The following is a 14,284-nucleotide window of genomic DNA, read 5'->3' as shown; positions in this document are numbered from 1 at the left end:
TAAATGTGAATATATTGCTAAATGGCGAACCCCGCGAATATCCGGAAGCGACAACGGTCGCACGGATTGTGGCCGATATGGGGCTAAGCGGCAAGCGCATCGCGGTTGAGTTGAATAAAGAAATCCTGCCGTTCGACCGCTACGAACAGCAAACGCTACAGGACAATGACCGCCTGGAAATCGTTCATGCCATCGGCGGCGGCCAGGACGATACCTTCACCGTAGCCGGTACCCGATTTCATTCGCGATTATTGGTCGGTACCGGCAAGTATAAAGACTTGGAGGAAACCCGCCTGGCTATCGAAGCTAGCGGCGCGGAAATCGTCACGGTCGCGATCCGACGGACCAATATTGGCCAAAACCCGGGCGAACCCAACCTGCTCGATGTTATTTCGCCTGATAAGTACACAATCCTGCCGAATACCGCCGGTTGCTTCACCGCCGACGATGCCGTGCGGACCTGCCGTTTGGCCAGGGAGTTATTAGGCGGTCATAAGCTGGTCAAACTGGAAGTCTTGGCCGACCAAAAAACCTTATTCCCCGATGTCGCCGAAACGTATGTCGCGGCGGAATTATTGGTCAAGGACGGCTTCGATGTGATGGTTTATACCAATGATGACCCGATTGCCGCGAAAAGACTGGAGGATATCGGCTGTGTTGCGGTGATGCCATTGGCTGCTCCGATCGGCTCGGGGTTGGGCATTCGTAATCCATACAACATTTTGACCATCGTCGAGAACGCCAACGTACCGATTCTGGTCGACGCCGGCGTCGGCACGGCTTCCGATGCCGCTATCGCGATGGAGCTCGGCTGCGATGGCGTGCTAATGAATACCGCAATCGCCGCCGCCCAACATCCGGTCATGATGGCTGAAGCGATGAGAAAAGCGATCGAAGCCGGTCGCCTAGCATTTTTAGCCGGACGCATGCCAAGAAAACGTTTCGCTTCGGCTTCGTCGCCGATCGACGGTTTGTTTCTTTAATATTACCGTATTGGATCACTTAGCTTTTTTCTTCGCCAAGCAACAGGCATTCGCACAGAAATGTTGTATTACGCGTCATTAACCCAGCTGACTCAGTCGCATTCGTTAATATTGCAATATAAACGTCACACTCCGTCAACATGAATTCCCTTGAATTATCCAACGCCGGCAAAATCCGAAGCTTTTCGCGGCGTCAAGGCCGTATCACCGCTGGACAGCAGCAAGCACTCACCGATTTCTGGGATAAGTACGGCCTGGAGCCCGGTATCGAATGCCGTTTCAGCGAAATTTTCGGGCGGGAAGCGCCGGTTATCGTTGAAATCGGTTTCGGAAACGGTGATAGCCTAGCTGACATGGCCGAGGCAAATCCCGATTGCGATTACATCGGCATTGAGGTGCATAGACCGGGCGTCGGCCACCTGATTATGCAACTGGAAGCGCGCGAACTGAGCAATGTGCGAATTTTTTGCCATGATGCAGTCGAGATTCTGGCACGATGCATCTCCGATCAAAGCCTAGCGGGCGTTCATTTGTTTTTTCCCGATCCTTGGCCGAAAAAACGTCATCATAAACGGCGTATCGTCAAACCTGCATTCGTCAATTTGATCACGGCAAAGTTGACACGAGGAGGTTATTTTCATTGCGCGACGGATTGGGAAAACTATGCCGAGCATATGCTGGCGGTATTATCAAATGCACCGGATCTTGATAATGCCGAAGCCGGCGGAGGATTTAGCGAGCGCCCCTCTTATCGGCCATTAACTAAATTCGAAAACCGTGGACTCCGCCTCGGGCACCGTGTTTGGGATTTGATTTTTAGGAAAAACTAGGTATAGGTGTAAATAAAAATAGGCGCGAAAGGCAATTGTGTCATTCAACATCACCGAGACGAAAAATCATACAACAGTGTCACACAACCGAAGCGCCCCCGCTCATCCAACCACTATTAACTTCTCACTGTTCACTACCAGCAGACATATCCAATTGCATCGCTTTGATGATCGTTGCCAATTCGCTTCGCTGTCTTTTTAACGGCTCTAGCTCTTGCTCCAGAATCGCTATATTTTCGGCAACGCTTCCTTTGGATTCATTAATTTTCCTTAGCATTTGCAAACGCCCTTCAATCTGTTTTTTATGATCCTTGATTTGATGCATCAACGGTGTCAACACGCTGTTACTCCAGGCGGCGGCATCTTTTTGGGCATGTTTCATAATATTTCGCGCTTTACTAATTAACGTACTATAAAGCTTGTTAATTACAATGCTTTGTTCGGTCAATGTGGTTTTTGCGCTGGTCCGGAATGCTTCGCCTTCTTCAAAGATCTGTTCTAATTCGAACTGGTATTGCTTAATCGAGAAAAGCTGCGGTTCGATTTCCTTGAAACCGTATTCGTCCTGAAACTTTTTATGAATCGCTTTAACCAAACGGCGCGTTTCATTAGTCGTATCGACTGCATCCTGCAATAAGTCCCGTAAATCGTCGAACAACTTACGAATTTGCTGCTTCATGCCGTAAGTCGTTAAACTCTTGGTCATATCTTCCCGAGTCTGCCGGATGATCTCGTCGACTTTCTCCTTGGCAAACGAGTCAATCAGGATTTTTGCCTGTACACTAAAAACCTTACGGCTAGCTTGAAAGTTTTCGACATTAACCATGTAATGCTGTTGCCTGTCGCGGGTTTCGGCCATCAACTTTTCGGTCATTTCATGGTTTTCAAAGTCCAACTTCTTGAACTCCTCCAATTGCTTGGTCGCATTGGCTAGCTTACCGTCGGTAAGATTAGACGATTCGCCCACCAAAAAACCGATATCTTTTTTAATCGTACTGAGTAATATTTGCCGTCGTTGCTTCAGAATGTCTTCGGACAAATATTTTTCCAAGGAATATAACCGGCTTTTCTCGAGCAACACGTCATCGGATTTTACCTTCGCCAGCAGCGCTTGCTTTGCCGATACCGGAAAGATTGATGATTCGTCGATATTTAAAATTCCGGCCGATGTGCTAATTTGCGATTCTATGGCGGCGTCATAACCCGTCTCACCGGCTAGATCGTCCCACATCGAATCGATTTTGTTCATGACGACAGCCAGCCCATGCTTTCTCCCGCCCCTAGCGCTACAGACATGATTACGCCACATCTCCAAGTCGCTTTTAGTCACTCCGGTATCGGCAGCTAGGACGAATATGATTGCCTGAGCACTTGGGAGCATATTCAACGTCAGCTCAGGCTCGGTACCTAATGCATTTAAGCCCGGCGTGTCCAGAATACAAAGCCCTTCCTTCAATAACGGATGCGGAAAACTGATTAATGCATGGCGCCAGCATGGAATTTCAACGGTCTCAGGATTAACGACCCCTTGCTCGGCAGCTTCACGCTCGTTCCATAATCCCAATTTATCCGCTACATCCCTTGGCACGGTCTTGGTGGCGATCAACTCTCTAAATGCTTCTTGCATTTGCGTCGGAGAATCGAAATTTAAATCAATTTGTGTCCAGCGAGCGGGATTGTTTTTATATTCGGCCAGCGAAATATCTTCTAAGCGACTTTCTATATTCAGCAAACGAATATAACTGCCTCCCTCTTCGTCATAAAATACTTCGGTGGGCGACATCGTTGTCCGACCAGGGGTTGAAGGCAACAATCGGACACCGGTTTCGGCAAAAAACAAAGCATTGATCAGCTCCGTTTTGCCGCGCGAAAACTCCGCAACAAAAGCCAGCGTAACGCGGTCCGATTCTAAGCCATTAAGGATATTCAAAATTGTCCCGGTGCTATGAACATCGTTCATCCCATAACGGATACGCCATTCTTGATACATTTCAATCGCTTGTATCAACTGACTGCGCCACTGCGAATATTCATGCAGCTGTTCTTTAAATTCCGGGTTCCTCATGGCTGGCCTTTTTTTCGGTCATTAGTCTGCAAGGTGATAAGGTCGCTTGAGTCTTTCACGCAACCGTAGCGAACGAAGTATAACGATGTAATGCGGGTAAGTGTAGACCATATCGTTGAATCTGTTAGTCACGCACAATTATTTTTAAATACCGTATTGTTTGCGGTATTCGATAATTTCATGAACTGGATAGCCTAGATCCCGAACAGTTTCCAAATATTCAATAATCTGTTCGAGTGAAACGATACTTTGGACAGGCATATCATACGTTTTTCTGACTTCTTGTGTAGCGGATTGCCCATCCGGGCTTTTTTCCTGCCGATCCAGCGCGATAAGCACTCCCGCAGGATAAGCACCCTCTCCGTTAATAATGGCGACGGACTCGCGCACAGACGTCCCAGCCGTAATCACATCATCCATAATCAGAACCTTCCCGAACAAAGGCGTACCGACGATCACTCCGCCCTCGCCGTGATCCTTGGCTTCCTTGCGATTGAATGCAAACGGCATATCTCTTCCGGTTATTCGAGCATAAGCGATCGAAGTCGCACTAACCAGCGGAATGCCTTTATATGCCGGGCCAAACAACATATCGATATTTAGTTTGGACTCCAGCAAGGCCCGCGCGTAAAACTCTCCCAATTTGCCCAATTTCGCACCGGTATCGAACAATCCGGTATTGAAAAAATAAGGACTCATACGCCCCGATTTTAATTGAAATTCACCGAATTTGAGCACGCCGCAGTCCAGGGCATACTGAATAAACTCTTTTTGGTAATCAAGCATCGCGTTTCTTTATGTAATAGTTTGAAAGATAAGTTATAAATTATCCTAAAGGATAATCATTCAGCGAATGAATTTTTCAAGGATGGTATCGAGAAAATTCCAACCGTGCTCGGAGCAACGGTAATGACCATCCGTAAAATCGACCAAGCCTTGTGCGATACATTGCTCAAGCCCCGGTTGCAGGCTGTCGAGACTCAATCCCGTAGCGGCTCGATAGTGTACTTCGGTAAAACCCTCCTTAAGTCGGAAATGATTCATCGCGAATTCAATAGGAAGATTATCGGCTTCGCACAAAACGGGCTTTTCCTCTCCAAGGGTGTGCATATACAACTCGGGACTTTTAGGTTTAACGCTACGATAAACCTCGAAAGGCAACGCCAAACTCATTTTACCGTGCGCACCTGCGCCGATCCCTAGATAATCGCCGAATTGCCAATAATTGCGGTTATGTCGGCACTGAGCGCCCAGCTTACTGTAAGCGGAAATTTCGTACTGCCAATAGCCCGCGCTTTCTAACAGTGCTTGGCATTGCATTTGCCCGGCAAAGATACTTTCTTCTCCCGGCAGTTGCGGCGGAAACTTATGAAAATAAGTATTCGGCTCCAACGTCAACTGATAAAAGGAGATATGAGTCGGATTGATATCTATGGCGGTACGAATATCGGACAAGCTGCTATATCCGGAAATTTCCGGCAAACCGAACATTAAGTCTAGATTGAAATTGGAAAAGCCGACACGTTGCGCAATTTCCGCCGATTGAATCGCCTCCGCCGCCGAATGAACCCGTCCCAATTTTTTTAATTGTGCATCATTAAAACTTTGCACCCCGATCGATAATCGATTAATCCCGATAGCTCGAAATTCAGCGAATTTACCACTTTCAAAGGTACCCGGATTGGCTTCGAGCGTAATTTCGGCATTTTCGGCTAATCGCGTTTGACGCCTAATACCGCAAAGCAATCGATCGATCGCTTCGGGTGAAAACAAACTGGGCGTTCCACCGCCAATGAATATCGTCTCAATGGGCTGTCGAACAATAAAACGCGTCAAATCGAGACTCAAATCTTGCAACAAGGCATCGATATAGCGTTTTTCGGGTAACTCAGCCTTGACCGCATGAGAATTGAAATCGCAATAGGGGCATTTTTTGATGCACCAAGGTATGTGGATATATAAACTTATCGACGGCAAGATTTTTTTGCACAATATGGAAGATGAGATATTTTAACATCGAAACTATTGTAAACGCTCGCTTTCCCTTTTGCCTGGCGAGAAATTAGTCTTGTTTAACATTCACAGTTTCAGCAGCGATAATTAAGCAATAAATATGGCATTTTGACGAAGCTGCTTTCGGAATTGATGCTGATAGATTTAAAGAGTATGTTATGGGATAGGGAAAGCACTTGGGTCGTTGACGTCTTATACCTTTCGCACTTCAAATATCGGTAGTGCCTAAAGAGGCGCCGCGGTGTTCGGTCGATTTTTGCTCCTGCAAAATCGACATTCACGCCATACTTTGACGGTCACCCCGGCGCCGAATTTTGATCTACGATGATGGGTATAATTACAACGAATTCGATTATCCATCAAAACTTCCAAAATGTGTTCCTATATTTTCCACTTCCAGTCAGACACAAGCCCGTCATACCCCCACGAAAACGGAGCGCTTGCATCGATGCAGCAGGTGGGCCAATGCGGCGATCAAGTTTGGGGAGCAGAGCACATAGATATATAACAAATAAGCTCTAGCAAAGGATTGATTTTTAAACGAATTGTTGAACATCAACGTATCATTATTGGTAACACTATGCGACTATTATTGGTCGAAGACGATGAAATTCTGGGCGACGGCATACAAGCCGGCCTAACGATGGAAGGCTATGCCGTCGATTGGCTTAGGAACGGCGCGCAAGCTGATGAAGCACTGAAATCCAACAGTTATGAACTGATTGTAATGGATCTTAATCTGCCGGGTATGGACGGCTTAAACCTGCTTTCCGAGATCAGAAAACGAAAAGATGAAACTCCGGTCTTGATCTTAACGGCGCGGGACGGCATCGACGATCGAGTTACTTTACTCGATAGCGGCGCCGACGACTTTGTTGTTAAACCGTTCGATTTATCGGAAGTCTGCGCCCGCCTACGAGCACTAGCCAGAAGACAGGCGGGGCGAAGCGTCTCTCAAATCGAACACAAAGGCATCGTGCTGGATCCCGCAGCGCATACCGTCACTGTCCATAACACCCCGGTTAATTTATCGCAAAAGGAATTCGGCATTTTAAATTTTTTAATGAATAATATCGGCAAGGTCGTTTCCAAGGCACGCATCGAGGAAGCCTTATATTCCTGGGGTTCTGAAATAGAAAGCAATACTGTCGAAGTGCATATCCACCATTTGCGCAAAAAGCTAGGCTCGGATTACATCCGCACGGTCAGAGGCGTCGGCTACATCCTCGATGAGAATTAATGCGTTACTCACTTAAAGGCGTGCTGCTGTTTGCATTGCTTTCGGCAACGATAGTCATCTGGGCCGTTACGGCATATATTAGTTATAAAGTCACACGCGATGAAGTCGTAAAACTATTCAATGCGGAACTCGAACAATCGGCTCAAGCTTTATATTCGTTCGTCGGACAATTGCTCTATAAAGGCTCTCTGAATGAATTGTGGGACTTAGACAGCCCTGAAAAAACGCCGCTACCCGACCAGCAACTCACGCAATTACGTAAAAAAATATCGTTTCAATTGATCGATAAGACCGAGGGCTTGATTTTAAGGTCGAAAACCGCACCCAAGCAGCCGATGTCGCATTCGACAAACGGCTACACCAAAACCGAGGTAGCGGGACATACCTGGCATGTTTTCAGCGTTTCCAATGATGAAGACGAATATATCGTTCATGTCGGTCAACGTGACGATATCCGTCAGGAATTGAAAGACGAAATCGCCAATCATTTGATCAAACCATTATTGATCAGCTTGCCTTTATTCGGACTGGTCATTTGGATCATTGTCGGCCGCTCGCTCAAACCGGTCAATCGCCTGGCACGGCAACTAGCGAAGCGTGAGGCTAATTACCTGAAGCCATTATCGACGCGCTGGCTTCCAACTGAAATCATACCAGTAGTCGAGGCCTTGAACACTTTATTCATCCAGCTTGAGAAAGCCTTTGAAAACGAACGGCGCTTTACTGCGGATGCTTCGCATGAACTTAAAACTCCTCTCGCCGGTTTGTTGACTCAAGCCCAAGTCGCGATAAAAACAACCGATGACGGCGTCCGACAACAAGCATTAAGCCGTATTGAACAAGCAGTGAAACGCATGACCGGTCTTGTTCAACAGTTATTGACTTTTTCGCGCATCGAATCGGATCCCAGTTATTTGACAAAACAACCAATCAAATTGAGCAATGAAATTATTCAAATCATTGCCGAAATGGAGCCGGAGGCTCATAAAAAACAAATTACCATGGGCTTTGATAACGACACAGACGGTTTGGTCATGGTTAATTCGTTACTCATCACGATCTTAATAAGAAATATTGTCGATAACGCAATCAAATACACCCCAAGAGGCGGCAAAATATTGATCAGCCTAACCGCTAAAGCAAACCGCCCTTGTTTATGTGTCGAAGACTCGGGGCCGGGCATTCCGGCCGAACAGCTCGAAAATGCGTATCAACGTTTTTACCGTTGCGTCGAAACCGCCAACCATACCCAGGGCAGCGGTCTCGGCTTATCAATGGTAAAAAGAATCGCGGTCTTGCATCATGCCGAATTACAGATGACTCAATCCCGCTTTGGCGGCTTGAGTATCGCGTTACTCTTTCCGGCCCCACAAACCGATTACCCGGTTGCCCCAAACATCAATCCGGATTTTTTTAACAAGCCGCCTTATGCTTGGCATCAACTAAAAAAATAAGGCATCGCTTATCGGCATTCGATAGCATTAGGGATTGGTCATAAATATACCCATCGCAGATCAAAATTCGGTACCGGGGTGCCCGTTAAAGGCCTAGCACCTTAATTACTCAAAATAGTTAGCGATAGCCAATGGACTACGGAACTTAGGGCTGGGCCTGCCAAGCGAGCTACTAAACCCTCGACAAAGCTCATAACTCCAGGAAGTTATTTTTCACGAAATCCTTAGGCTCTTCGACAACCGTATTGCATAACTCGCCAATACCTTCGATTTCAATGCGAACCGTTTGCCCAGACTTCAAATAACCTCGCGGTTTCATTTTAACGCCGACACCCGACGGCGTGCCGGTTGCAATGACATCGCCAGGCTCGAGCGTCATTACTTGACTCAAATAAGCAATCATTTGATAGCAATTAAAAATCATGTGCCGAGTATTGGAGTTTTGACGTAATTCATCATTAACCCAGGTCTTGATCGTCAAATTATGCGGATCGATGATTTCATCCGGCGTGACTAGCCATGGCCCGAGCGGGCCATGTGTATCGAATGATTTACCCAGCGTCATCGTAGGCGAACGAGCCTGCCAATCCCTAACCGACACATCGTTGGCGATCGTGAAACCAGCGATGACTTGATGCGCTTGTTCCTGGGGCACATGACGGCAACGCTTGCCGATTACAAATGCCAACTCGCCCTCATAATCCAGTTTTTCCGATACCTTAGGCCGATGAATCGTTTCACCGCTACCGATTACACAAGTTGTTTGCTTATTGAAAAATGTCGGGTATTCGGGTTTTTCCTTACCGGTTTCCTCAATGTGTTCGGCATAATTGAGACTAATCGCCAAATATTTACCTGGTCTCGGCACCGGTGCGTGCACTTTTACCTCTGTAAATGGCAGGCGATGCGAACCTGAATCAATGAGTTTTTGCAACGCCTCCAATGCCGACGTTCCAGCACTCAGAAATTCGCTCATCGAGGCCGGAAGCGCACTGCCCCCGAAACCATCGACGACTTCATCGTCAACGACAGCACCAATTCGTGTTTGCCGATTATGCGTAAAAGTAATTAATTTCATCGTTTGCTTCGTCCTGCCATTGTAATGAGACATTAATTTTAAATGATCCGGTATAAGGAAAACACGTCTCATTGGTTTTAGTCCATTCAACCTAGTCCCTTTATACTCAAAAAATGGCTAACTTTAAGAAGGTATGGGTGTGGCTAGCAAGGATGTCGGCTTCTACCACGAATGAGCCTGACGCCATTATTCAACCCGGCATTTTCTAAACCGTTACTTTTACCTTAGAAGCGCCGCCTATTCTTATATATAATGTGCCGACCGGCGAAAGGACGGTTTCGTTTTAAGACCCGTCCGTGCGTCATCAACTTTTGCTGACAACCACAATGACACCCGAACAATTTAAACAGCATGCCCGGCAAGGCTACAACCGAATCCCGATCAGCCGGGAAATTCTCGCAGATTTGGACACGCCGCTCAGCGCTTATCTAAAACTGGCCGACGGTCCCTATTCGTATTTATTCGAATCCGTACACGGCGGCGAGCAGTGGGGCCGCTATTCGATTATCGGCTTGCCTTGTCGAACTGTCGTTAAAGTTATCGGCAATGAAATCCGGGTTGAACGAGACGGCGAAACCATTGAAATATTGATTCATGAAAACCCACTGGTCTGGATCGAAGCATTCAAAGATCGTTACAAAGTCCCCGATATCGAAGGATCGCCACGCTTCAACGGCGGACTAGTCGGTTATTTCGGCTATGAAACCATCGGCTATATCGAACCTCGACTCAAATCGACGAACAAACCGGACCCGCTTGGCACGCCCGACATATTACTAATGGTGTCCGAAGAAATACTGGTCTTCGATAATTTATCCGGAAAACTGCTGCTCTTGACTCATGCCGACCCCGAGCAAGACAATGCTTACCAAGACGCCGTAAATCGCCTGGAGGATTTGGCAGTCCGGCTACGAGAACAAAAAGCGCGTTCCGAAACTCACAAAGCGCCGAAACAAGTCGAGGAATCGCATTTCGTTTCCGGCTTCACGCAACAAGGTTTCGAACAAGCCGTGTTGAAAGCAAAAGAATACATCGTCGACGGCGATATCATGCAAGTTGTACTGTCGCAACGCTTGTCGATCCCGTATAGCGCCTCGCCGCTTAATTTATACCGCGCGTTACGTTGTCTGAATCCTTCGCCGTATATGTATTTTCTAAATCTCGAGAATTTTCATATCGTCGGTTCGTCTCCGGAGATCTTGGTACGCCTCGAAGACGGCACGGTCACTGTTCGTCCGATCGCCGGAACCCGCCCGCGCGGCGCGACGCACGAGCAAGATATTGACCTGGAACAGGAGCTGCTTGCCGACCCGAAAGAACGGGCCGAACATTTGATGTTGATCGATCTCGGCCGCAACGACGCTGGCCGCGTCTCGCGTACCGGCACCGTGCAATTGACCGACAAAATGATCGTCGAACGTTATTCGCATGTCATGCATATCGTCTCTAACGTCACTGGAGAGTTGCAAGAAGGCAAAAACGCCTTCGATGTCTTGGCTGCGACATTTCCGGCCGGCACGGTTAGCGGCGCGCCGAAAATCCGCGCGATGGAAATCATCGATGAACTGGAACCGGTCAAGCGCGGCGTCTATTCGGGCGCGGTCGGTTATATCGCGTGGTCGGGCAATCTCGATACCGCGATCGCGATCCGCACCGCTGTGATCAAGGATAAAACCCTGCACATTCAAGCAGGCGCCGGCATCGTTTACGATTCGGTGCCGATTAACGAATGGGAAGAGACGATGAACAAAGGCCGAGCCGTATTCCGAGCCGTCAGCATGGCCGAGGCAGGCTTGGAAGGAGAACAATCATGAGCGCCGTCAAACTGGTTATGATCGATAATTACGATTCGTTCACTTATAACCTGGTGCAATATTTCGGCGAACTCGGCGCCGATGTCACGGTCGTACGCAACGACGAAGTCACCGTGACAGACATCGAACGCCTGGCGCCCGATAAAGTCGTCATTTCTCCGGGGCCTTGCACACCTAACGAGGCCGGAATTTCGGTCGAAGCGATATTGAAATTCGCGGGTCGTTTTCCGATTCTAGGCGTGTGCCTCGGCCATCAAAGTATTGGACATGCTTTCGGAGGCAACATCATCCATGCCAAAAGCATTATGCATGGTAAAACATCACCGGTTTATCACAACGATATTGGAGTATTCAAAAGACTGAACAACCCGTTTACCGCAACACGTTATCATTCATTGGTCATCGATCAAGCCACGCTGCCGGAGTGCCTTGAAATCACGGCCTGGACTCAGGACGAAACCGGCAATATCGAAGAAATCATGGGCGTCCGCCATAAAATATTTGATATTGAAGGCGTACAGTTTCATCCGGAATCGATCTTGACTGAACACGGCCACGATCTGCTGCGAAACTTTTTGGACAGATAAATGAAGCTTATCCTACGGTAAAATTCGTAAAATAAACGATTCATTGATCCGATTTCCAACTACCGACGAGAATATTAGCCAAACACTATGGATCTCAAACAAGCTCTACATGCTCTCCTAACCAAGCATAATCTCAATCACGAGCAAATGCGCGATGTGATGCGCATTATCATGACCGGCGGTGCGACCGATGCACAAATCGCCGCATTCTTGATTGCGTTACGCTGCAAAGGAGAAACCATCGAGGAAATCGTCGCTGCTGTCGAAGTGATGCGCGAATTAGCCGACACCATTGAAATCAGCGGCGAGCATGTCGTGGACACATGCGGAACTGGAGGAGACGGTGCAAACACATTCAATATTTCGACGGCCAGCGCTTTCGTCGTTGCGGCAGCCGGAGGCAAAGTCGCCAAACACGGCAATCGTTCGGTTTCCAGCCGCACCGGCAGTGCTGACGTGCTGGAAGCGGCCGGTGTCAACCTGGACTTAAGCCACGAACAAGTCATCCGCTGCGTCAATGAAGTCGGCGTCGGTTTTTTGTTCGCACCGAAACATCACGGCGCGATGAAATATTCGGTCGGTCCTCGCCAAGAAATGGGCGTTCGGACACTATTCAACTTATTGGGTCCATTATCCAATCCGGCTAAGACACCGAATCAATTGATCGGCGTCTATGCAAAAGAATGGGTTCGGCCGATGACCGAAGTGCTGAAAAAACTCGGCAGCCACCATGTCATCGTGGTCAGTGCAGAAGACGGACTCGATGAAATCAGCATTGCCTCATCGACCTCGGTGGCGGAACTGAAAAACGGCAACATCAATTGCTACACGATCACGCCGGTTCAATTCGGTCTCAAACGAGGCAATCTGGAAGAACTCGCGGTCGATAGTGCCGCAGACAGTCTAGCAATGATTTACTCGGCACTCGACAATCAACCGGGACCTGCCCGAGACATCGTCGCGCTCAATGCCGGTGCGGCAATTTATGCGGCGGGCCTGACCGACAACTTACATTCCGGTGTGCATAAAGCTCAAATAGCCATTGAAAGCGGCATGGCAAAAGCGAAATTGAATACATTCATCGAATTTTCCAACGCGCTCACTTCAAGCGAATCATCATGACCGATACTCCCGATATTCTAAAAAAAATCCTAGATACCAAAGCCGACGAAATCGCACGCCGCAAGCTGAACACGACGATCGATATGCTGAGTGAAATCGCAGGCGGCGTCGAAAGCCCGCGCGGATTCGCAGCCGCGCTACAAAGCAAGGTTGCTGCAAAGAAACCCGCGATCATCGCTGAAGTCAAAAAAGCCTCGCCGAGCAAGGGCGTGATTCGCGAAAACTTCGATCCGGTCGCGATCGGCCAGGATTATGCGATGAACGGAGCCGCCTGCCTGTCGGTCCTGACCGATAAGGAATATTTCCAAGGCAGCGAAGTCTATCTGCAAATGGTTAGGGAACGCTGTCCGTTGCCGGTCTTGCGCAAGGATTTCATGATCGACCCTTACCAGGTCTTCGAAGCGCGTGCCTTAGGCGCCGATTGCATTTTGCTGATCGTCGCCGCGCTCGAAGACGAGCAAATGCATGAACTCGCTAACACCGCGAAAAAACTAGGCATGGACGTTCTAGTCGAGGTCCACGATGTGGACGAACTGCAACGCGCGCTAACGCTCGACACTCCGCTGATCGGCATCAACAACCGTAACTTGAGGACCTTCGAAACCTCGCTGCAAACGACGCTGGACCTGAAAGAACAAATACCGCAAGACCGCATCATCATCACCGAAAGCGGCATTCATACAACGGAAGACGTCAAGCTGATGACCGACCACGGCATCTATGCCTTCCTGGTCGGCGAAGCCTTCATGCGCGCGCCAAGCCCGGGCCAAAAAATGCGCGAATTGTTTGAATTGCCGTAGATTTGCTGTTTTATCTCCCTTTTTACTGAGGCATCGTATAGCTTTGTTACTGTGAAAGTTCGCAATATTGCATTCCTTATCTAATTTTTCGATATGCGAAACGCTGCTGGCTGCGAAGAGGGGGCGGTTGCTCGACCGGCAGGCGTCGGCGACAGGGCCGACTTTTGCTCCTGCGAAATCTGCATTCACCCAGCACCTAAATTCCATAACTCATTGTCTATGGTTAACTATCTTAGATATACCCATATATGGACTCCTCGTTTATTGCAAGCCAAGTTTTCAAAAATTGATGTCAAAA

General features: G+C 48.2%; 12 protein-coding genes. 8 read left to right on the top strand and 4 right to left on the bottom strand.

From position 1 onward, the window contains the following. The first annotated feature begins 5 nt into the window (after positions 1–5). Entirely contained in the window at positions 6–983 is a 978-nt protein-coding gene (thiS, locus tag ACRJJO_RS12145; RefSeq protein WP_431065996.1) for a sulfur carrier protein ThiS, read from the top strand. Positions 984–1,123: 140 nt separating this feature from the next. Next, a complete protein-coding gene (gene trmB / locus ACRJJO_RS12140) occupies positions 1,124–1,813 on the top strand; it encodes a tRNA (guanosine(46)-N7)-methyltransferase TrmB (RefSeq protein WP_431065995.1) in 690 nt (229 codons plus the stop codon). Positions 1,814–1,937: 124 nt separating this feature from the next. Here trmB and ACRJJO_RS12135 read toward each other — a convergent pair whose 3' ends face one another. The 3 genes from ACRJJO_RS12135 to hemW all read right to left on the bottom strand — a co-directional run bounded on the left by ACRJJO_RS12135 (position 1,938) and on the right by hemW (position 5,870). Next, positions 1,938–3,878 carry a dynamin family protein gene (locus ACRJJO_RS12135; RefSeq protein WP_431065994.1) on the bottom strand — a complete coding sequence of 647 codons (1,941 nt, stop codon included), beginning with the start codon at positions 3,876–3,878 and terminating at the stop codon, positions 1,938–1,940. Positions 3,879–4,022: 144 nt separating this feature from the next. After that, entirely contained in the window at positions 4,023–4,664 is a 642-nt protein-coding gene (gene pyrE / locus ACRJJO_RS12130) for an orotate phosphoribosyltransferase (RefSeq protein ID WP_431065993.1), read from the bottom strand. Between the two features lie 60 nt (positions 4,665–4,724). Further along, positions 4,725–5,870: a radical SAM family heme chaperone HemW gene (gene hemW / locus ACRJJO_RS12125; protein WP_431065992.1), complete on the bottom strand. Its 1,146-nt coding sequence runs from the start codon at positions 5,868–5,870 to the stop codon at positions 4,725–4,727. Positions 5,871–6,471: 601 nt separating this feature from the next. Here hemW and ACRJJO_RS12120 point away from each other — a divergent pair. Together ACRJJO_RS12120 and ACRJJO_RS12115 are read left to right on the top strand one after the other, a co-directional pair. Next, entirely contained in the window at positions 6,472–7,131 is a 660-nt protein-coding gene (locus ACRJJO_RS12120) for a response regulator (protein WP_341327105.1), read from the top strand. Next, positions 7,131–8,585 (top strand): ATP-binding protein, encoded by a 1,455-nt coding sequence (locus tag ACRJJO_RS12115; RefSeq protein WP_431065991.1) that lies wholly within the window; start codon positions 7,131–7,133, stop codon positions 8,583–8,585. The genes ACRJJO_RS12120 and ACRJJO_RS12115 overlap by 1 nt, the downstream gene beginning before the upstream one ends. Before the next feature lie 190 nt (positions 8,586–8,775). Here ACRJJO_RS12115 and ACRJJO_RS12110 read toward each other — a convergent pair whose 3' ends face one another. Further along, a complete protein-coding gene (locus ACRJJO_RS12110; RefSeq protein WP_431065990.1) occupies positions 8,776–9,663 on the bottom strand; it encodes a fumarylacetoacetate hydrolase family protein in 888 nt (295 codons plus the stop codon). Positions 9,664–9,989: 326 nt separating this feature from the next. On the opposite strand from ACRJJO_RS12110, the gene trpE reads away from it, so the two are divergent. The 4 genes from trpE to trpC all read left to right on the top strand — a co-directional run bounded on the left by trpE (position 9,990) and on the right by trpC (position 13,986). Next, entirely contained in the window at positions 9,990–11,477 is a 1,488-nt protein-coding gene (gene trpE, locus ACRJJO_RS12105) for an anthranilate synthase component I (RefSeq protein WP_431066050.1), read from the top strand. Then, on the top strand, positions 11,474–12,064 hold the full coding sequence (locus tag ACRJJO_RS12100; protein ID WP_431065989.1) for an anthranilate synthase component II: 591 nt from the start codon (positions 11,474–11,476) through the stop codon (positions 12,062–12,064). Before trpE ends, ACRJJO_RS12100 begins: the two co-directional genes overlap by 4 nt. Before the next feature lie 87 nt (positions 12,065–12,151). After that, a complete protein-coding gene (gene trpD, locus ACRJJO_RS12095) occupies positions 12,152–13,186 on the top strand; it encodes an anthranilate phosphoribosyltransferase (RefSeq protein WP_431065988.1) in 1,035 nt (344 codons plus the stop codon). Continuing rightward, positions 13,183–13,986, top strand: coding sequence for an indole-3-glycerol phosphate synthase TrpC (gene trpC, locus ACRJJO_RS12090; protein ID WP_431065987.1), 804 nt, complete (start codon positions 13,183–13,185; stop codon positions 13,984–13,986). Before trpD ends, trpC begins: the two co-directional genes overlap by 4 nt. Positions 13,987–14,284: the final 298 nt, after the last annotated feature.

This window comes from Methylotuvimicrobium sp. (assembly GCF_050611805.1).
GTDB lineage: Bacteria > Pseudomonadota > Gammaproteobacteria > Methylococcales > Methylomonadaceae > Methylotuvimicrobium.
This window is presented reverse-complemented; position numbering and strand designations above follow the sequence as displayed.